Below are 19,562 nucleotides of genomic sequence, written 5' to 3' on the forward strand. Positions count from 1 at the left end.
AATGCCCGCGCTCAGTACAGCCCCGCGACCCGCGCGCGCAGGCTGACCAGCGCCAGCACCGTATCGATGGCGGGCGTCGGCGTGTCGGTGATCCGGCCCAGCTCCTGCACCGATCCGACCAGCGCGTCGATTTCCATGGGCCGCCCCAGATCCAGATCCTGCAGCATCGAGGTCCGGTGCGCGCCGACCGCAGCCCCCCCCTCGATCCGGCGGTCCACATCGATCGGAAACTTCACGCCCAGCTTTTCGGCAATGGCCTGCGCCTCCAGCATCATCGCCCGCGCCACGCCCCGCGTGCCCGGATCGGTGCACAGCACATCAAGCGTGGCATGGGTCAGCGCCGAAATCGGGTTGAACGACAGGTTCCCCCAAAGCTTGACCCAGATCTCATCGCGCAGTTTTGGCCTGACGGGCGCCTTCAGCCCGGCCGCGGCCAGCGCCTGCGACAGCCGCGTCGCGCGCTCGGACTTCGACCCGTCGGGCTCGCCCAGCGAAAAGCGGTTGCCCTCGATATGCTTGACGACGCCGGGCTCGACGACCTCGGCCGCGGGATAGACGACGCACCCCAGCACGCGGTCGGGGCCGAACCCGGTCCATTGCGCATCGCCCGGGTCGACCGACGCGAGCCGCGTGCCCTCCAGCGGGCCGCCGATCTTGTGGAAATACCACCAGGGCACCCCGTTCACGCCGGACACGATGGTCGTGCCCTCGCCGATCAGCGGCTGCATCTTCGGCACGACCGGCGGCACCGAATGCGCCTTGAGCGTGACGATCACATAGTCCTGTTCGCCCAGTTCGGCCGCATCCTCCGCGACCCGCACGGGCACCGTCTCGTCGGTCCCGGTCTCCTCCTCGATCAGCCGAAGCCCCCGCGCCTTCATCGCCGCCAGATGCGGGCCGCGCGCCACCAGACTGACCTCGGCGCCCGCCTGCGCCAGCTTCGCCCCCATATAGCCGCCGATGGCGCCCGCCCCGAACACACATATCTTCATCGAAAGACGTCCCTCGTTCCGGCAGCGGACCCGAAAGGCCCGCCGCGTCCCGTTTCTTCTTGGGAAAAATACCCGCCGCGCAGCGTCCGGGCAAAGCCCGGAATTCTTGCCGTCTGGGCAAAGCCCGGAATTCTTGCCGTCTGGGCAAAGCCCGGAATTCTTGCCGTCTGGGCAAAGCCCGGAAACCGGCTCAGGCGGGTTCTGACAGGCCCAGCTTTTCGGCCAGGCCGATCCGCTGCAGCTTGCCGGTCGCGCCCTTCGGGATCTCGTCGAGGATCACCACCTTGCGCGGCACCTTGAAATCGGCGATGCGTCCGGCCGCGAACTCGCGGATCTCGCGCTCGCTGGCCTCGGCACCCTCCTTCAGCACCACGGCCGCCGCCACCTCTTCGCCCAGCTTCGGATGCGGCAGCGCGAAGGTCACGCATTGCGCGATCGCCGGGTGGTCCATCAGCACGCCATCGACCTCCAGCGGGCTGACCTTCTCGCCGCCCCGGTTGATGATCTCCTTCAGCCGTCCGGTCAGATGCAGATAGCCGTCTTCGTCGAAAGCCCCCTGATCGCCGGTGCGGAACCAGCGCCGCCCCTCGGCCTCGAAGAAGTTCTTGGCGTTGGCCTCGGGATTGCCTTCATAGCCGGGCGTCACGTTCGGCCCCGAAATCACCACCTCGCCGGTGCCGTCCGTCAGGCGGTTCTCGACCTCATGGGCGATCCGCACCTCGGGCCCCGCGGCCACGCCCACCGATCCGGGTTTCTGGGCCCCGCGCGGCAGCGGGTTGCAGCACATCTGGTGCGCGGCCTCGGTCATGCCATAGGCCTCGATCAGCGGCGCGTCGAAGGTCTCGACCAGCGCGGTCATCACCTGCGCGGGCAGCGAGGCCGAGGACGACCGCAGGAAGCGCAGCGGCACCGCCTCGATGGTCTCGCGGTTGCGGCCCGCGCGCGACAGGATCGCCTGATGCATGGTCGGGACGGCGGTGTACCAGCTGGGCCGCGCCTCGGCCATCCAGCCGAAGAATTTCAGCGCGTCGAAGCCCGGCGCGCACCAGATCGAGGCGCCTGCCGACAGCGACGCGGTCACCGCCGCCAGCAGCCCGTGGATATGGAACAGCGGCATCACGTTCAGACAGCGATCGGCCGGCTTCAACGCCAGCGAGTCGCGGATATGCACCGCCGAGGCCGCGACGTTCGATTGCAGCAAGGGCACGATCTTCGGCCGCGAGGTGGTGCCCGAGGTGTGCAGGATCAGCGCCACGTCTTCAGGCCCCGGCGCCGAGGTATCGCACTCGCCGCCGCCGCCCTCGGCCTGCAGGGTAAAGCTCCCAGCGGGTTCGGCCGGATCGGCCGAGAGCCGCAGCACGATCAGACCGAACCGGCGCGCCGCGGCCGCGGCCGGGCCGTCATAAGCTTCGGGCAGGACGATGGCGCGGGCCTTCAGGTCTTCCAGATAGAAGGCGAATTCCTCCTCGCGATAGGCCGGGTTCAGCGGCGCCGTCACCGCCGCCTGCGCCACCGTCACGAAGGCCGCGGCCATCTCGGGGCCGTTCGGCAGCACAATGGCCACCCGGTCACCCCGGCCGATCCCGGCCCGATGCAGCGCTTCGGCGACCGACCGGGCCTGCGTCCGCAATCCGCCGAAATCGAGCCAGGGCCGCCCCGGTGCGCCGATGGCCGGCGCGGCGTCGTCATGTCCCTGAAGAAGGTCCGCGATGGTCTGCACGTTCATGTCCTTTCAGTCTCGTTACGTCACTCGGCCGGAGCCGGATTGGAGGCGCGGGCCCGGCTGCGGCGCAGCAGCCGGATCAGCGGCAGCAAGAAGAGCAGCACCGAGATCGCCATGAAGACCGCCGAGATCGGCCGGTCGACAAAGACGGTCACGTCGCCATGTTCCGCGATCATCGTCTGACGGAAGCTCTTTTCCATCAAGGGGCCAAGCACCAGCGCCAGCACCAGCGGCGCCAGCGGATAATCGGCCTTGCGCAGCACATAGCCCGCAACCCCGAACCCCGCGATCATCCAGACGTCGTGCATGCGCTGGTCGGGGGCGTATCCGCCGACGATGCACAGCACCAGCACCATGGCGCAAAGCACCGTGAACGGCATCCTCAGCGCCCAGACAAAGACCGGGATCAGCGCGATATTGACCAGCACCGCCGCCACGTTCGCGGTGTAAAGCGAACTGATCAGCCCCCAGACGAACTCCTTCTGCTCGACGAACAGCATCGGCCCGGGCGTCAGCCCCCACATCACCATGCCGCCCAGCAGCAGCGCGGTGGTCGGCGAGCCCGGAATGCCCAGCGTCAGCATCGGCAGAAGCGAGCCGGTCGAGGCCGCGTTGTTCGCGGTCTCGGGCGCGGCCACGCCTTCGGGATTGCCGCGTCCGAAACTTTCGGGGCGTTTCGAGATCGACTTCGCCACGCCATAGCTCATCAGCGCGGCGGGTGTCGCGCCCGCGGCCGGCAGGATGCCGACGAAGAAGCCCAGAACCGAGCCGAGGCTCATGGTCCGCCACATCCGGGTCATCTTCGACAGCCCCGCGCGCAGTTCGGAAAAGGTCAGCCGGGCGGGCGTGACCATGGGCGCATTGCGCGAGGTCTCGATGGTGTAAAGCACCTCGCCCACGCCATAGACCCCGATCGCCAGCACCAGGAACGAGACCCCGGAATAAAAGCCCGGCATGTCGCCGAAGATCAGCCGCGGCTCGCCCGAAATGATGTCGAGCCCGACGGTCGAGAGCACGAGGCCGAGGCAGATCATCACGATGGTCTTGAGGATGTCGTCGCCGCCCAGCCCCACGAAGGTCGTGAAGGCCAGCAGGACCAGCGCGAATTCCTCGGCCGGGCCGAAGGCCAGCGCCATGTCGGCCAGCGGCACCGCGAAGGCGGTGAACAGCACGACCGAGACCGTGCCGCCGATGAAGGAGGCGACGGCCGCGACGATCAGCGCCAGCCCCGCCTCGCCCTTCTGCGCCATCGGGCGGCCGTCGAAGGTGGTGGCCACGGCGGTCGAGGCGCCGGGAATGCCCAGCAGGATCGAACTGATCGCGCCGCCATACATCGCCCCGTAATAGATCGCGGCCAGCAGGATGATGGCCGAGGTCGGCGGCACGATGAAGGTCAGCGGCAGCACGATGGCCACCCCGTTGACCGACCCGAGCCCCGGCATCGCGCCGATGAAGATGCCGACAGTCACCCCGATCAGCACGATCAGCAGATTCAGCGGCGAGATCGAGGTGGCAAACCCGTCGGCCAGAAGTGCGAGAACGTCCATCTCCGGGGCTCCTCAGAAGAACATCGCGTAAAGCGGATAGAACAGCGGCTCTGTGATGCCCTTGGGCAGCAGGATCTTCAGCGTCACCTCGAAGAAGAAGAACAGAAAGACCGGCGTCGTCAGCGTCAGGATTCCGGTCAGCACCCAGCCATGGCCGCCGATGATCCTGAGATAGGCCAGCAGGAACAGCATCAGCGCGATATAGGCCCCCAGCAGAGGGATCAGCGCGATGGCGCCCAGCAGCAGCCCGATCACCCCCAGGATCTGCGGGATCGCATCGGCATCGGGGATGAAAGTCTCGTCGGAATGGGGCCGCACGACGAAGCTGCGCGCCAGGATCGCGCCCGAGGCCAGCAGCATCCCGAGCCCGAGCCAGAACGGAAAGGCGCCCGCGCCGGGTCCGGTCTCGGGCTCCCAGCCGATCGGCAGACGCAGGGCATAGATCATGAAGCAAAGAGACAGCCCCATCAGGGCCAGGGCGATGATACGGTCGGCGGCAAGCATTTGCCTCGCTCCTTCTCGTGCCGGTGGTCGGGCCAGTCTGTCGGGCCAGTCTGTCGGGCCGGGACCGGCGGGCGCATCCGCCGGGGCTTCGGGATCAGGACGGGATCAGGACGACCCCATCTCGCGCAGGATCTGGGCGTGCTTGTCGCGTTCCTCGAGGAAATAGTCCTGCAACGCGTCTCCGGTCAGGAAGTCGGCCAGCAGGGCCTGTTCGGCGGTGTATTTCCGCCATTCCTCGGTCTCGCTGAGCTGGCGGAACATCTCGGTGTAATAGGCGACTGCGCCTTCGGGCATGTCCTTCGGTCCGACGAAGGACCGCTGCATCGTATAGACCAGCGGGTGGCCAAGTTCGGTGAAGGTGGGCAGATCGGGGAAGGTCTCGAGCCGGTCGGCGGTCAGCGCGGCGATGGGGCGCGACTTGCCGGCCCGCAAGAAGCCCATCTGTTCCGACGGGTTGTTGACGGTCGAATCGACATGCCCGCCGATCAGCGCGGTCGCGACGTCGCCGCCGCCCTTGTAGGGCACATAGGTGACCTTGATGCCGAATTCCTTTTCCAGCATTGCGGTGACCAGGCTGTCCTCCTGCCCGGTGCCGGTGCCGCCCATCTTCCAGGTGCCGCCCGAGGCCTTCACCGAGGCGACGAAATCGTCCAGCGTCCGGATCTCGCTGTCGGCCGAGACCCACAGCACGAAGGTATCCAGCGCCATCCGCGCGATCGGCGTGAATTCGGCGATGTCGACGCCGATATCGGTGCGCAGGGGCGTGGTGTAATAGCTGTTCAGCGTCGCCATGATGACATGGGCGTCGCCGTCCTTGTCCTTGAGATAGCGCAGCGCCTCGGCGCCCGATCCGCCGCCCTTGTTGACCGGCAGGATCGGCATCCGCGACAGGCCCTGTTTCTGGATGATCGCCTGGAAAAGCCGCGCAAGCTGGTCGGCGCCGCCGCCCTGCCCGGCCATGATCACCATCTCGATGGGCTTGATCGGTTTCCACTCATCGGCGAATGCAGGGGCGGCCGCGGTCAGGGCCGCCGCGCCCATCAGGGCCAGGCTCGCCCGACGTGTGAATCTGTGTGTCATGTTGATCCTCCCAAACTGACCGGAAGGCCGGGGGCGGCGGGCGGTCTCCTCCCTGCCTGCCGAACCCGTCTCTCCGCAGCCTCGACAATAAGCGGGGAGGCCGATTTTTCACACGAAACCGCGTCGGTCTGTTAAAGTCGGTTCTTACAAACCGCGATCTTGTAATGTTGTAAATCATGCAGAAAGCCCTGATCGGATCGAAACTGCGCCAGCTGCGGCGCGATCATGGCCAGACCCAGGCCGAGATGGCGCGGCGGCTGAACATCAGCCCCGCCTATGTCAACTTGCTGGAAAACAACCAGAGATCGTTGTCGGTCAAGGTGCTGATGGCGCTGGCCGAGGCCTATGGCATCGAGATCCGCGAACTGCTGAGCGACCGCAATGCCGGGCGTCTGGCCGATCTGCGCGCCGCCGTTTCGGACCCCGCCTTCGGGCGCGACCGGCCCGATCTGCAGGAGCTGCGCGGCGCGGTCGATCACGCCCCCCGCCTCGTCGATCTGTTCCTGCAACTCTACCGCAGTCACCGCACCGCGGTTGACCGGATCGCGCGGATCGGCGGCACCGGAACCGAACCCCGGCTGCTGGTCACCTCGCCCGAAACCGCGGTGCATGACTTCTTTCGCGATAATCGTAATTATTTCGACGCGCTCGAGACCGCAGCCGACAATGTGCGCGGCCAGTTCATCGGCGGCGCCGATGACATGTATGCCCAGCTCAAGCGCTATCTCCGGCTCAAGTTCGACATCGAGGTGCGGGTCGAGCCCAGCCAGGACATGCCCGACGCGCTGCGGGTCTTCGACCGGCAGGCGGGTCAGGTGCGGCTGTCACAGGCGCTCGACCATGCCAACCGGGTGTTCCAGCTGGCCCATGTGCTGGCGCTGGCCGACATTCCCTATCTGCTCGATTCGATGATCGGCCAAAGCGGCATCGACAGCGATCTGACCGCCGCCCGCTGCCGGGTCGAGCTGGCGAACTATTTCGCCGCGGCCCTGCTGATGCCCTATGACCCCTTCCTCGCCCTGGCCGAGGCCACGGGCTATGATGTCGACCGGCTGGGCGCGGCCTTCGGCACCTCGTTCGAGCAGGTCAGCCACCGCCTGACCACGCTGCAGCGCGACGGGGCGCGCGGGGTCGCCTTCTTCCTGATCCGGGTCGACAAGGCGGGCAATGTCACCAAGCGGGTCAACGCCACGCCGTTTGCCTTGGCCGAAAAGGGCGGGTCCTGCCCGGTCTGGAACGTGCATAACGCCTTCGCGACGCCCGGGGTGATCCTGCCGCAACTGGTCGAGATGCCCGATGGCAGCCAGTTCTTCACCCTCAGCCGCACCGTCAAGCGCCCGGTCTTCAGCCCGCATCTGCAGGACAACCGGCTGGCCGTGGCGCTGGGCTGCGAGCGGGGCGAGGCGCACCGGATCGGCTATGCCCAGGCGGTCAATCTGGCGGCCGAGGGGCCGGTCGCCCGGATCGGCGTCAGCTGTCAGCTTTGCCCGCGCCAGGCCTGTTCCCAGCGGGCGCACCAGCCCTTGCACATGGACCTGCCGATGGATGGCGACAGGCGCGGCAAGACCCGCTACGAAAGCTGAGCCTCAGCGGCGCGGCGCCGGGCTTGCGCCGGGAAAGGGCAGCGGGCCGGTCAGCGGGGTCAGCGGCCCGGACGATGCGGCCTTGTGCGGCCAGACCGCGTCCCGGCGCGTCAGCGCACCGGCGATCAGGCGCAGGTCGACCCAGGGACCGGCGATCTGGCTGTAGCGCAGGTCGTCATGGACCCGGTCGCAGAACCGCCCGCCGGGGTGCGCATCGGCCAGCCCGATCAGCCCGGGACGCATCGCCAGATAGACGCTGCGCGCCAGACCGTAGCGCGCCAGATCGGCGCGCGTGGCCGGGCGCGGACCCACGAGGCTCATGTCGCCGCGCAGCACGGTCCAGAGCATCGGCAGCCCCGCAAGGCCCAGCCGCCGCACCCGAAGCCCGACCCGGCCCGCCGCGGGCTCGGTCCCCGTATGGGTTCCGCTGCAGATCCCGGTGTCGCGACGCCGCGCCCAGAGATCCCCGGGCCGCGCCCGGACAGGTCGGCGCGCGGGCGCGGAGCGGGCGGTGTGGAAGACAAGGCAGGAGATCGGCACGCCGCCCCGGCCGATCCGGGTCCGCCGGGCGAATCCCCGCCCCGTCTCGACCCGAAGCAGAAGCCAGATCGCGCCGATCACGAGCGCACAGAGGATCAGCAGCGCCGCCGACAGGACGATATCCAGCAGACGCTTGCCCGCATAGCCGCCCGGGCGCGGCACCGGCGCCGCGCCCATCGGCACGGCAAAGACCTGCAGGACACCCGTGTCCATCCAACCCTCCTGCCCAACTCTTCTGCGAGGCGCGCATGACAGGCGCCCCGCCTCAGGATCGGCGAAAAAGGGTCAACCATGGGTTAACAAAGCCTGCGGCATTCGCGGCATAAACAACTAATTTTCCGAAACTTGCACACGCATCTTCATGCGATGCGCGAAGCGGTCAGGTCGCCACCGGCGTGCCGGTGACCAGCGTGCCCTCCTGCGCGTAGAACGGAAAGACGACGTTGTGGCGGGTATTAGTGCGCTCGACCTCGTAGTCCAGAAAGACGCTCATCCGCCCCTCGGCCCAGTTCTCGAAACTGACCCGCACCTCGCGCAGCGTGATCCGCGCCTCGAAGAACAGGATCGCCCGGGCAATGGCGGTCTCGACCGCGCGGGCGGTGGCCGCGGTCATCGGCTCGAACACCAGATCGTGGATGCGGCAGCCATAGGTCGGGTGCATCACCCGTTCGCCCGGCCGGGTCTCGAAGAGGATGCGCAGGCTCTGGTCGATGTCCTCGACCGCCTCGACCATGCGCGCGCCGCCTTCTGCCGGATCGAAATCGGGTGGAAACGCCCAGCCCCGGCCCAGAAATCCCGGATCGCCCCACTCCATCGCCTCAGCCTCCGATCATCACGGTGGCCAGCCCCAGCACGATCGAGCCGCCATGCGAGGTCGTGTCGCCCATGCGCGCCGCAGGCATGCCGCCGATCATCACCGTGGCCGATCCCTTGACGATGCTGTCGGGCGGGCCGACGCAGACGCAGCTGTCGCCGACCACCGCCGCGGGAAGACTGCCGATCAGCACGGTCGCCACCCCCGGTCCCGCGATCGGTCCGCCCACATGGGGCACGACGCCCGTGACCATCGGGCAGACATGCATGTCGGTCAGTCGCGCGGCGGGCGGCATCGGGTTCTCCTCAGTTGATCATCACCATGGCGCCCTTCACCGTGGTCTGTCCACCGGCGCTGAGCTCGGCCGAAGTGCCGCCCTTGGCGGTCAGACCCATATCGCCGCTGAGCGTGACATTGGTGCCGCTGACGCTGACGTCTCCGCCCGACGAACTGATGGTGATATTGCCCTCGGCGGTCAGATCGAGCGTGCCCTTGCTCGACACCGTCACGCCCGAGCTTTCCATCTTGATGCTGTTGCCGGTGCTGTCGGTCACGGTGACGGACGTGTCGTCATCGCTCAGCACGATGCTGTGGCCGCCCGGGGTCTTGGCGGTCAGCACGGTCTTGTCGTCGTCGAAGCTGATCTCGAGCCCCGAGCGCGTGGTCAGGGCCTTGATGTCGTTGCCGTCGGTGGCCTCGCGGGTGCGCGCAAGCTTGCCGCCATGGAGCGAGCCAAGGATCACCGGCGCCGCCGGATCGTCGGCGAAAAAGCCCAGCACCACCTCGTCGCCCACCTCGGGCAGGAACTGGATGCCCGCCCCGTTCGACCCGTAGGGCTGGGCATAGCGCGCCCAGATCTCGACCGGCGGATCGCCCGACAAAGGCAGGCTGACCTTGATCATGGCGCTGTCAGAGAGGGGGTTTTCGCTGCCGCTGTCGGTCAGGGCCACCACCGTCGCGGGCTGCAACCCCGGCACCGGGGCCACGAGCCCGCCCGCCGCAGCGCCCCCCGGCCCGATCCCGTCCGACCGCCAGCCCTGCGGCAGCCCCAGCCGGGCGGTGGTGGTCCAGTGCCCGTCGCCCAACTCGTGGGTGATGCCCGCGACATAGGCGGTGCCGCCCATCCGGTCGCCCACGCCCTTGATCTCGACCGTGTCGCCGGGCCTTGCCGCGGCGGACCCGGGATAGCTGCACCGCCCCTGCAACGCCGCCAGCGCGACCCGCGCCGCGCGCGCCTTGGCGACCGAGGTCAGCGAGACCTGACCTTCGGCATAGGACGCGGTCTGCGACCGGGTGCGGTCGCCGGTCACGCCGGTCAGGTCCGACAGCGCGCTCGACCCCCAGGCCCCCGCCGCCACGGCATCCGAGGTCTGGACCGTCGCGGTTTGCTGGGCCGGGTCCCAGCCCGTCACCGAGACCGTCTTTTCCAGCCCCACCGTGTCGAGCCGGGCGTCGAAATCGAGCACATCATCGCCCAGCGTCAGCGTCAGCTTGGCCGCGGCCGACGGGTCGGGCGCGGCCGCGGTGATCTTGCCCGCATCGACCGCCAGCACCAGCCCGTTGCGGTCGGCCAGAAGCCTGAGGAAATCCCAGTCGGGGCAATCGTGCTGCACCAGATCGGCCTCGGGGCCGTCGGTCGCGGCGATGTCGGCGGTCAGCCCCGCGGCCTGCACCAGCGCCGACATGGCATCGCTGTCCTTGGTCTTCGACCAGACCGCCGTGCGGCACAGCCCGGTCAGCTTGACCGCCTTGTCGCGGCAGGAAAGCTCAAGCTGGCCGCCGCTGCCGCTGCGGATCCGAAGCCGCAGGCCGGTGACGATCCCGGTGAACAGGGTCTGCGCCGTGTTCGACCCGAACTGGGCGGAAATCTCGATTTCGCTTCCGGGCTTGGCGGTGTCGGCATCGGTCAGCGGAAATTCCTGTTCGGCGACCGACCCGTCGGCCAGCGTGACCACCGCCTCGGGCACGCGGTTCAGCTCGGTCTCGACCCGGATCGACACGACGCCGACCGTATCGGCCAGCGCGGTGCCGTTCAGCTTGACGGTGACGCCCAGCGGGCCATCGGCGTTCTTGACGGGGCTGTCGGCCATGGCTCAGCGGATCGGCGGGAAATGCAACAGCATGCCGGGCGTCAGATCGCGGAAATCGTCCAGCTCGTTGGCCCGGGCGATTTCCAGATACCGCGTCACGTCCTTGTAGACCCGCTGGCACATCAGGGGCAGCGTATCGCCCTCGCGAACCTGCAGCACATGGGTCATGTCCGGCGACTTGTCGTTGCTTTCCTTGGCCTCCTTCTCTTCGGTGATGGCCTCGATGAATGTCATCTCGACGGTCGCGCGCAGCGGCGTGCCATCGGCCTGGAACAGGGTGTAATCGACATCTAGCCCGGTCAGCCGGCCCTGGAAATCGGACAACCCGCCGCCCCATTCCACCTCGACCGGGTTCGGCTGGTGGTCGTCGCCGTCATAGCTGTAGGCGATGCTGCGGAGCTTCTCGATCTGGGCCGAGACGGTGGTGTTTGCGGCATCGGGCACCACGCCGGTGCCGTCCAGCGTCAGCGTCAGGGTCAGATGCTCGGGGTCCGAGCGGTCGAACTTGGGCACCGGTTTCGACTTGCCGATGGCCCCGTCGCGGTCGATGCCCGAAAACCGGGTCTTGTACTTGCGCTTGAACCGGGCCGGGTTGATGGTGGCGGTGAAGATGTTCGAATCGCCCGCCATCTTGACGATGTCGCCGCCCTGGATCTCGCAGCGGGTGATCTTGAGCTTGGTCACGACCGCCCCTCGCGCAGCCGCCGCTCGGCCGCCTCGACGGCGCGGGCGATCTCGTCCTCAAGATCGCGCCGCAGATCGGCCAGCCGCTCTGCGAATTCTTCGGGGCCGACCGCCTCGGTCTGCTGCGCCGGGCGCCCGAACGAGCCCTTCACCACCAGACTGCCGATCTCGATCGTCATCTCAGAGCTTCCTTTCCAGCGTCAGATAGGCCAGCTCGACCGTCTCCAGCGCCAGTTCGTTCTTCATCGCGTCGAACCCCGCCACCGTCCACTTGACCGGAAAGGCGTTGCCGACCGCCCAGGTCGCGACCGGGTTGGCCTCTTCGTCCAAGAGCGACACGACCAGATCCTTGGGCACGATCGCCGTGCCGAAGCCGCCTTCGAGACAGGACTTGCACCAGGTGACCAGACCGCTCGACGTGCCGGTCAGGGCGCGTTTCAGCGTCAGGTTCGAATGCGCGACCTTTTCCGGCAGCTGGTGCTGAAACCGGTTCTCGCCACCTTCCTGCAGGGGGGTGGTCTCGATCCGTGTCTCGAGACCGCCCACCTCCTGAAAGGCGGTGTCGTCCACCTTCGGCGCGCTTCCCGTGAAGCTCACCGAAAAGTGGAACGCGACCGGAGGCGCGAAATCCTCCATCGCCTCAGCCGTTCTCGATCACGAAGCCTTCATGCGCGATCTCGATGGTCTCGACCGCGACCTCGTTGCCCTCGGCCTTCAGATCGGTCGAGGACACCTTGACCGGGAAGGCGTTCTGCACCTTCCAGACCATGGTCGGGTTGCCCTCCTCGTCGAGCAGCGAAATCGTCAGCGCCTTGCGCTTGATGATGTTCATCTTGATCTCGGCGAACCAGTCCCAGATCGCGTTGTCCTTGACGAAGACGCCCTTCTTCATGGTGATGTTCGAGGTCTTCAGAAGCCCCGGCATCTTGATCTTGGAAAACACCTTGCTGTTGCCCGCGCGGTATTCGATGGCCTCGCTTTCCATGTCGAGCCCCGAGACCTCCTGGAAGGCCAGTTCGGTATCGTCCCATTTCACCTGGAAATAGAACTTCGGAAGCGGCCATACCGTCTGCGACTGGGCGGAACCGTCATCTGCCATGGGTCATACCCTCCTCAGGCTCAGGATTTCTGCATCTGTTGCTGGAACGTGATCTCGATGAATTCCGCGGGCCGGGTGACGGCAACCAGCACCGTGATCCGCAGAATGCCCTCGAGGATGTCTTCGGGCGTCATCGTCTCGCCCAGGCCCACGAAGACGCTGAACGCGTCGGTCGGCACCGCGCCGGCAAGCCCGCCCGCCTTCCAGACCGAGGTCAGGAAGTTCTCGATCATCGACCGCATGGTGACCCAGGTATTGGCGGTGTTGGGCTCGAACACATAGGCCTTCGACGCCAGCCGGATCGATTCCTCGATCATGATCATCGTCCGGCGCACGTTGATGTAGCGCCAATCAAGGCTGTTGCCGTCGAGCGTCCGCGCCCCCCAGACCAGCGTGCCCTCGCCCACGAAGGGCCGGATCGCGTTGATCGACTTGCCGGTGGTCGAGACGTTGAGGTTTTCCTGTTCCTCGTGGTTGATGTTGACCCGGGGCGCCACGACCGAATTCAGCGACACGTTGGCGGGCGCCTTCCAGACCCCGCGGGCATTGTCGACCATGGTGTAGATGCCCGCCATCGCGGCGGCGGGGGGCATCGCATTCTCGCGCTTGGCGATGGCGTCCATCATCGTGATGTAAAGCGGCACCAGCGCGCGCAGGGTCTTGTCGATGGCCGCGGGCGTCGGGGTTTCCTGGCGCACCGGCGTCGTGCCGTCGACCAGCACCCGGATCTCGCGGGTCGCGAGCGGCGCGTTGTCCTTGAAGATGGTGTATTTCACCTTGGCCTCGGGCCCGGCGAAGGCCGGATCGGGGGTGAAGGTCACCGTGCCCGCATCGGCCTTCCAGGTGCCGACGCCTTCCAGCGCCTTGGTCTTGCCATCGGTGCTGGTGGCTTCCAGCAGCACGATCGAGTCCGCGTCGCCCTCGGGATTGTCGGCGGCCACATCGACCGAAACCGCGGTCTCGGCCTCGATATCGGCCTTGGCCAGCACGCCGCCCACCACCTCGACCTTCAGCGTGATGGTGTCGGTCGAGATCCCGAGCTCGTCGGTCACGGTCATCTCGAACTTGCCCTCGGGCGTGGCGTCGTCATGCTTGAAGCTGACCTTGCCCTCGGACACGTCCTCCTGGGTGAAGGTCTTGATCTCGCTGTCGTCCTCGGTCTTGACGAAACTGCCCGCCAGGGTGCCGGGCTTCTTGGCCAGCGCATAGGTCAGCCCGGCCTTGTCGCTTTCGTCATCCTCGGCCTTCAGATCCTGTTCGGTGATCGCGACCTTGCCGCCCCTGGTCACCGAGATGGTGAAATCGCCGGTCACGGTCGGCGCGCTGATCCGGTCGATCTCGGGCGCGAGGTCGGGATTGCGCTTCACCGACTGCTTCAGCAGCGCCATCATCTTGGGATGGCTGGCGGGCTCGATGTTCTGGAAGCTGAAGTCGCGCGACTGGAAGATCGAGGTGTCGAGCCAGGGGAAATAGGCCGCCCCGAAATCGAGGTTGTTGATGCCCACATCGTTGCGGAAGGTCGCGACCGGGTTGCCCAGCGGGTCCTTCTGGCCAAGATGCCCGCCGAAGATATCAAGGATGGCAAAGCGGTTCTTCATGTCGTTGCCGCAATGCTTCAGCATCGCCTGCTGGACCTTGACGCAGTTCTGCCGCACCAGCCGCGTCGCCTCGGGGATCACCAGCATGGTGGGCTCGGGCTCGTTCTTGAGGCTGTCGATGGCGGTCAGCATCTTCTCGGCGTCGATCACGTTGTCGACCAGCTGGCCCTGGTCGTCCCTGACCTTGTAGGCCCCGATCGAGATCACGTAGCAGGGCCCGCCGCCGTTCTGGAAAAAGAGCCGCATCGCCCCGTAAAGCGAAAAGGCCGGGTTCTTCTGCTTAAGCTCGAATTTCTTCTCTCCCAGCGGGAAGACCGCCCGCGGCAGCGGGTCCTTCATCGCCGCGCCATCGGCCGACAGCGGCGACACGCCCGAGGCTACCTCGAAATCGACGATCTCGAAGACCGGGTCGGGGGCGCCGCCGTAATACTGCACGAATTCCGAGAACGAGGTGATCCGCCAGGGCGTCATGTCCAGCGACACGGTGCCGTTGACGGCCCGTTCGGTGTAGCCGATGAAGGCCGGCACCGCGGTGGCCACCTGGACCACCGAGTTTGGAAAGGCGCTTTTCTCTACGATGTAAACGCCGGGGGTCTTCATGGCCATGGGGGCGTCTCCTCTACCAAAGGCTCACGTAAATGTCGGATTGCAGACCGTCCTGACCGGGGGCCGGACGCAGGTTGGCGCCGCCCGCGGGCAGCACCGGGATCAGGGCTATGGGATCGAAGGGCGCGGGCTGGGTTTCCTCCAGCCGGAACCGCCAGGGCGAGCGCGCGGCCAACGGCACCGGACGGGCCGAGCGCAGAACCCGCGCGCGCCGCCCGTCCGGCATCGGCGTCTGGCCCAGATCCTCGAAGGCAACCTCATCCGCCGGGTCGATCACCCGGATCGGCCCCTCCGCGCCGCGGCCGGTCACATGGTAGGCCCAGAGCGCCGCGACCGGCTCGAGCCGCAGGCTCAGCACCCAGCCCGCCTCGGGGTCCGCGCCCGCAAGGTCCAGCAGCAACCGGCAGACCCGGCGGTCGCCGAGATCGCGAGGCAAGGTCTCCTGCGCCGCGGCAAGCCCGGTTTCGGCCTGGCCCGGCGCGGGGGTCAGCACCGACACGGCGTCGGCCTGCCAGCCTTCGGTCAGCGCGATGGCGCGCGGCTCGGCGAGGATGTCCAGCGCGACGGCTGCAGGCGGCGGAGCCGTCTCGGGCAGGCCGAGGATGGCGCGCGTGCCGTCGGTCTTGAAGACGATATCGGCCCTCGTCAGCCGTCCCGGATCGGCTGCCGCGATCCTCAGCGGTGCGGGCGCGTCGCCCCAGAAGCCATGACGAACCGTCAGATCCAGGGCGACGCGATATCTCATTCGCGCCCCCTCCCCGCGCGCCCCTCGGGCCGCTGCGCCGACCGGATCGGCGCCGCAACCCCGGCGATGGCCCCGGCATCGACCCGGACGGACCGGATCTTGAACATCACCGAGGGCACATAGCGCCCGCCGAGATTGCCCCAGAGCTGGCCCACCTCCTCGACCTTCAGATTGGCGATCTCGAAGGACAGCTGCGCCAGACCGGGCGGCATGTCGGGGGTGTTCTGCGGCGTCATCACCGGCTGCACCTGAAAGAACATCAGCGCCGCCGACAGCTGCTTGAGACCCTCGGCGTATTTGTCGGGGTCATGCGCCGCGGCCAGCATCGCGTAGATGTCGAGATGAATGGCCTGCGCCCCGCGCGCGAGCCCGATCGAGGACAGCCCCGGCCCGCGCGCGCTGCGCGGCATGGTGTCCTCGGCGATGGCGGTGACGAACAGCGCCAGCTTGTTGCGGGCGGCATCGGCGGGTTTGCCCTCGGCATCGGTCAGCGGCGACAGCACCACGACGTCGTCCCCGGTCCGGAACCGCCCGGCCAGATGGCCGTTCAGGCGGTCGACGGCAAGGCTCAACGCCTGATCGATCATGCGCCGCTTGCCCCAAGGGGTGACACAGATCCGACGCGGGCTGCGGGTGCAACCATGGCTCCCCCCTGACCGGACCGCGGGTCCGGCCGTTTTGACCGGCGTCCCGCGCAATCGCCAAAAGGCGTTGTTCCGAAATCCAAATTCAACCACAGGAGGTAGCCACAAGGCAAGCCAAGAAATCACCGGCGTTCCGCACCGTCGCGACAGGTCCGGCGGCGGCCTCTGCCCCTGGCTTTCTCGGGGACCTCAATCCGGGGCAATGCTGCCCGATCCCAGATAGCGCTGCGCCAGCCGTCGCCAGCCGCCATGACGGATCTGCTGGATCAGCGCGCTGTCGATCCGGGCGCGCAGGTCCTGCGTCAGCGCGCTGCCATAGCCCCAGCCCAGGGGCTCGCTGCGATAGACCTTCTGCTCGACGGTCACCTTGCCGCGAAACCGGCCGGTGCCCGCCAGATAGGTCAGTTCGGCCCAGTCGCCGATCACCCGATCGACCTCATCGGCGACCAGAGCCTCCAGCAGCTTGTCGGCCGACACCTCGGTGACGCAGCCCGGCCCTGCCAGCGGCGCCGCCGACAGCGGGCGGCATTCGGGATCGTCGGGCTTTCCGGCGGCCGCCTCATAGGCGTCGGCCAGGAATTCCTGCGCGGTCGAATGGGATTCGATGCCCACGCGTTCGTCGGTCAGGTCAAGCTCGTCCACCCGGTCGCTCTGGCCGATGGCCGAGACGAAGGCCGAGGTCAGCACCCCCAGAAGCGCCGCCGACAGCGCGGTGCCGATGATTGCCATGAACATTTCCAGCGCCCGGCCCGCCAGGTTGAACCCGGCATCGCCGATGCCCTTCAGCCCGAGCGTCCTCTCGACCGCCTCGAGATAGGGATCGACCAGCGTCAAGAGACGGCCGGGGGGCGCGCGATCCTCTTCGGGGCGGCGGCGGGCATCGCGCAGCACCCATTTGATCATGACGGCCAGCACGAGATTCAGCACCAGAAACAGCACCACCGCCCGCAGCGTCCCGGGCTGAAACAGCGTCGTCACCAGCACCTCGAGCGCATGGGAAAACGCGATCTCGTTGCTGTGCCGCGCGGCGATGGTCAGCCCCGACAGGAAATACTGGCGCGAAAAGCCATAGGACAGCAGCCGTTCCGGTGTGATCGTCAGCGGCGCCAGCACCAGATCGAGACCGCCATCGGTCAGCGCCTGTTCCTGCTGCTCGATGGCGTCGCAGATCACGAAATGGCTGCCCTCGATCCGCCCGGCCTCGATCAGGCCGGTCTCGACCCGGCGCCAGAGTTCGACCGACAGCCCGGTGGGCGGCGCCCCGTCCTCGAGGATGACGAAGGGCGGCGCATGGGCGACGCCGAGATCGAGAAAACCCGGCTCGCGCGGGCCGTCGCACCGGGCGACAGCGGCGCCGACAGCGGCCCCGGCAGCCCATGCCGTGACCACCGCCCAGACCGCCAGCGCCCGACACAGCGCGGCAAGGACACCAGCGCAAGGACCGCCCCCCCGAACCGCCTTGACCGGACCGGAGCCGATGCGCCCCGCCGATGTCGGGCGGGGCGTCACGCGGCTCATAGCCTCTCGGCTTTTGCACCCATCCGGTCGGCCTCGCTTTCCAGCGCGGGGCTGTCATTGACCGGCGTCCCGGCGACCTCGGTCGTGGGCCGCACCCGGCCCTTGGCCTGCTGCACCGTATGCCAGGCCTCGTGCGGCAGGTGTTTTTCCTGGCCCGGGCCAAGATGGATGTCCGATCCCTGCGCATAGGCGTGGGCCTGCACAGCGGCTGGTCTGGACGAATTGTAATGCACCCGGACATGGCTCATGTCGACGCCCGATAGCCGCTCGACGCCGGACCTGAGCCTCTCCGGCAGGCCGGTCTTCGAGCCGCCCTTGCGCTGGAGCGCCTTGCCCTGAAGCGGCTCGTCTTCCTCGACGCGCTGGAGCGCCTTGCCTTGCAGGGGCTCTTCCTCTTCGGGGGCTTCGGCGCGTTGCAGGGCCTCGGCCCGAAGCGCCCCCAGCCGGGCGGCAGCCCCCCCCGACGTTGCCGCATCGGCCTTGGCCTGAAGCGCGGACAGACGGTCTTCCTGGGGGCCGCCCGCCCGGGCGCCGCCCCGGGCCTGCGGCGCCGGACCGGCGCTGCCGCGTTCGCTCTGGAAGATCTGGGCCATGGCTGCCTCCCGATACCGATAGGGAATGAAACCACAGGTTGTGACGCGCTGGCAAGCGGCATCGCGCGCCCACGCCCCGCCGTCGCGGCAAGGGCCGCGTCCGGCTCGGCGCCGCTGCGCCCCCCCCAAGGGCAACGCCCTTCCGGACCGGTCCTTGCCGATGTCGCACCGCCACACGCTGCCACACGCCATGGTTGACGAAGCCGCCGGGCTCGGCCACGCTGTCGGCAACGAACCGCCCCCAGGGAGGCGCCCCAGATGACCACAGGCCGCCGCCTGTTCCAGTCTTTTCCGGCCGTTGCACTGGGGCTTGCCTGTCTTGCGCCCACGGCCTGCGGGCTGGTCACGAAGGTGCAGGAACTGCCGGTCGTCGAACGGTTCGGCTTCGGGATCGAGGTGCCCTGCGACATCAATCTCTATCAGCAACGGCGCATGACCGGCGCCTATCTGCAGATCGCGGTGGGCTCGGCCGGGGGCGTTGCGCACTATGTGACCGGGCGCCCCTCGCGCAAGGCGCTGCCGCGCAATCTGGTGATCGAGGAGGACACGATCCGGCGCCTCCGCCCCGAGGAAGAGAACGGCCAGACCAGGCTGGAAGGCTGGAAGCGCGCCAGCGCGGTGCCGGTCGCGGGGCTTGGCCCCGGCACCGAACTGCCCGCCGCCTACACCTTCAATTTCCGTTCGCAGAAGATCGACTATACCGGCCCGCTGGTGGTCGGCCAAAGCCCGACCGCGACCGAGATCCCGAAGGCGGGGCTTTCCACCATCACCGGGCCGGTCCGGGTGACCTTCACCGCGACCGACGCCACCGGCAAGACCGAGGTCACCGACGCGCTGGGCAGCTTTACCCTGCAGATCGGCTATGGCACCGGGCGGGCCAGTTTCGTCGCGTCGGGCTTTACCGCCGACAGCGGCCCCGCCCTGCCCTTCGACAGCTTTTCCTGGTCGCGGCTCGGGCTGTGCGCGCCGCGCGTGGTGTCCAGCGGCCAGGGGACGGTCCGCTTTACCGGCCCCGATGGCGGCCGCGTCGGGCTGCTGACGCCCGGGCTGGAACCGGCGGCGCTGCTCAGCTTCGAGGCCAGCCAGTTCGCCGGAACCGACCGCCCCGGCCCGCCCGGCGCGGCGGGCGGCGTCTTCGCGATCCAGGGCAACAGCGCTACCCTGACAGGTGTGTTCCTGTCGCAACCTTCACCCTAGACGGG

General features: G+C 67.9%; 20 protein-coding genes. 2 read left to right on the forward strand and 18 right to left on the reverse strand.

Features of this window, described 5'->3' with window-relative positions; translation table 11 throughout:
• Window positions 1–11 precede the first annotated feature (11 nt).
• From EV657_RS03660 to EV657_RS03680, 5 genes are all read right to left on the reverse strand, one after another.
• The gene (locus EV657_RS03660; RefSeq protein ID WP_134077167.1) at window positions 12–992 is read right to left on the reverse strand and encodes a 2-dehydropantoate 2-reductase; all 981 of its coding nucleotides are present in this window, start codon (window positions 990–992) and stop codon (window positions 12–14) included.
• A 190-nt stretch (window positions 993–1,182) separates the two neighbouring features.
• Window positions 1,183–2,712: an acyl--CoA ligase gene (locus EV657_RS03665; RefSeq protein ID WP_371412600.1), complete on the reverse strand. Its 1,530-nt coding sequence runs from the start codon at window positions 2,710–2,712 to the stop codon at window positions 1,183–1,185.
• Window positions 2,713–2,738: 26 nt separating this feature from the next.
• Window positions 2,739–4,262 carry a tripartite tricarboxylate transporter permease gene (locus tag EV657_RS03670; RefSeq protein WP_113669864.1) on the reverse strand — a complete coding sequence of 508 codons (1,524 nt, stop codon included), beginning with the start codon at window positions 4,260–4,262 and terminating at the stop codon, window positions 2,739–2,741.
• A gap of 12 nt (window positions 4,263–4,274) precedes the next feature.
• Window positions 4,275–4,766 carry a tripartite tricarboxylate transporter TctB family protein gene (locus EV657_RS03675; RefSeq protein ID WP_075786032.1) on the reverse strand — a complete coding sequence of 164 codons (492 nt, stop codon included), beginning with the start codon at window positions 4,764–4,766 and terminating at the stop codon, window positions 4,275–4,277.
• A 105-nt stretch (window positions 4,767–4,871) separates the two neighbouring features.
• On the reverse strand, window positions 4,872–5,846 hold the full coding sequence (locus EV657_RS03680; protein ID WP_113669865.1) for a Bug family tripartite tricarboxylate transporter substrate binding protein: 975 nt from the start codon (window positions 5,844–5,846) through the stop codon (window positions 4,872–4,874).
• A gap of 176 nt (window positions 5,847–6,022) precedes the next feature.
• Here EV657_RS03680 and EV657_RS03685 point away from each other — a divergent pair, with 176 nt between their 5' ends.
• Window positions 6,023–7,429 carry a helix-turn-helix domain-containing protein gene (locus tag EV657_RS03685; RefSeq protein ID WP_075786034.1) on the forward strand — a complete coding sequence of 469 codons (1,407 nt, stop codon included), beginning with the start codon at window positions 6,023–6,025 and terminating at the stop codon, window positions 7,427–7,429.
• A gap of 3 nt (window positions 7,430–7,432) precedes the next feature.
• On the opposite strand, the gene EV657_RS03690 is transcribed toward EV657_RS03685, so the two are convergent.
• The 13 genes from EV657_RS03690 to EV657_RS03750 all read right to left on the reverse strand — a co-directional run bounded on the left by EV657_RS03690 (window position 7,433) and on the right by EV657_RS03750 (window position 18,360).
• On the reverse strand, window positions 7,433–8,182 hold the full coding sequence (locus EV657_RS03690) for a sugar transferase (RefSeq protein WP_134077168.1): 750 nt from the start codon (window positions 8,180–8,182) through the stop codon (window positions 7,433–7,435).
• Window positions 8,183–8,348: 166 nt separating this feature from the next.
• On the reverse strand, window positions 8,349–8,783 hold the full coding sequence (locus EV657_RS03695; protein ID WP_134077169.1) for a GPW/gp25 family protein: 435 nt from the start codon (window positions 8,781–8,783) through the stop codon (window positions 8,349–8,351).
• Between the two features lie 4 nt (window positions 8,784–8,787).
• The gene (locus EV657_RS03700) at window positions 8,788–9,078 is read right to left on the reverse strand and encodes a PAAR domain-containing protein (protein WP_134077170.1); all 291 of its coding nucleotides are present in this window, start codon (window positions 9,076–9,078) and stop codon (window positions 8,788–8,790) included.
• Window positions 9,079–9,088: 10 nt separating this feature from the next.
• Window positions 9,089–10,873 (reverse strand): phage baseplate assembly protein V, encoded by a 1,785-nt coding sequence (locus tag EV657_RS03705; RefSeq protein WP_134077171.1) that lies wholly within the window; start codon window positions 10,871–10,873, stop codon window positions 9,089–9,091.
• 3 nt (window positions 10,874–10,876) lie between these two features.
• Window positions 10,877–11,557, reverse strand: a complete 681-nt coding sequence (locus EV657_RS03710; RefSeq protein WP_134077172.1) for a CIS tube protein — start codon at window positions 11,555–11,557, stop codon at window positions 10,877–10,879.
• Window positions 11,554–11,736: a hypothetical protein gene (locus EV657_RS03715; protein ID WP_075786040.1), complete on the reverse strand. Its 183-nt coding sequence runs from the start codon at window positions 11,734–11,736 to the stop codon at window positions 11,554–11,556. Before EV657_RS03715 ends, EV657_RS03710 begins: the two co-directional genes overlap by 4 nt.
• A 1-nt stretch (window position 11,737) precedes the next feature.
• The gene (locus tag EV657_RS03720; RefSeq protein WP_134077173.1) at window positions 11,738–12,193 is read right to left on the reverse strand and encodes a phage tail protein; all 456 of its coding nucleotides are present in this window, start codon (window positions 12,191–12,193) and stop codon (window positions 11,738–11,740) included.
• Window positions 12,194–12,197: 4 nt separating this feature from the next.
• Window positions 12,198–12,656: a phage tail protein gene (locus EV657_RS03725; protein ID WP_075786042.1), complete on the reverse strand. Its 459-nt coding sequence runs from the start codon at window positions 12,654–12,656 to the stop codon at window positions 12,198–12,200.
• Between the two features lie 20 nt (window positions 12,657–12,676).
• Window positions 12,677–14,860, reverse strand: coding sequence for a cadherin-like domain-containing protein (locus tag EV657_RS03730; protein ID WP_134077174.1), 2,184 nt, complete (start codon window positions 14,858–14,860; stop codon window positions 12,677–12,679).
• A 13-nt stretch (window positions 14,861–14,873) separates the two neighbouring features.
• Window positions 14,874–15,605, reverse strand: coding sequence for a hypothetical protein (locus tag EV657_RS03735; RefSeq protein ID WP_134077175.1), 732 nt, complete (start codon window positions 15,603–15,605; stop codon window positions 14,874–14,876).
• Window positions 15,602–16,192: a Pvc16 family protein gene (locus EV657_RS03740; RefSeq protein WP_075786045.1), complete on the reverse strand. Its 591-nt coding sequence runs from the start codon at window positions 16,190–16,192 to the stop codon at window positions 15,602–15,604. The genes EV657_RS03735 and EV657_RS03740 overlap by 4 nt, the downstream gene beginning before the upstream one ends.
• A gap of 246 nt (window positions 16,193–16,438) precedes the next feature.
• The gene (locus EV657_RS03745; protein ID WP_134077176.1) at window positions 16,439–17,767 is read right to left on the reverse strand and encodes a transporter substrate-binding domain-containing protein; all 1,329 of its coding nucleotides are present in this window, start codon (window positions 17,765–17,767) and stop codon (window positions 16,439–16,441) included.
• Window positions 17,764–18,360 carry an eCIS core domain-containing protein gene (locus EV657_RS03750; protein WP_134077177.1) on the reverse strand — a complete coding sequence of 199 codons (597 nt, stop codon included), beginning with the start codon at window positions 18,358–18,360 and terminating at the stop codon, window positions 17,764–17,766. The genes EV657_RS03745 and EV657_RS03750 overlap by 4 nt, the downstream gene beginning before the upstream one ends.
• 258 nt (window positions 18,361–18,618) lie before the next feature.
• Here EV657_RS03750 and EV657_RS03755 point away from each other — a divergent pair, with 258 nt between their 5' ends.
• Window positions 18,619–19,557: a hypothetical protein gene (locus tag EV657_RS03755; RefSeq protein WP_113669875.1), complete on the forward strand. Its 939-nt coding sequence runs from the start codon at window positions 18,619–18,621 to the stop codon at window positions 19,555–19,557.
• Window positions 19,558–19,562: the final 5 nt, after the last annotated feature.

The sequence above is a fragment of the Rhodovulum visakhapatnamense genome (genome assembly GCF_004365965.1).
Lineage (GTDB): Bacteria > Pseudomonadota > Alphaproteobacteria > Rhodobacterales > Rhodobacteraceae > Rhodovulum > Rhodovulum visakhapatnamense.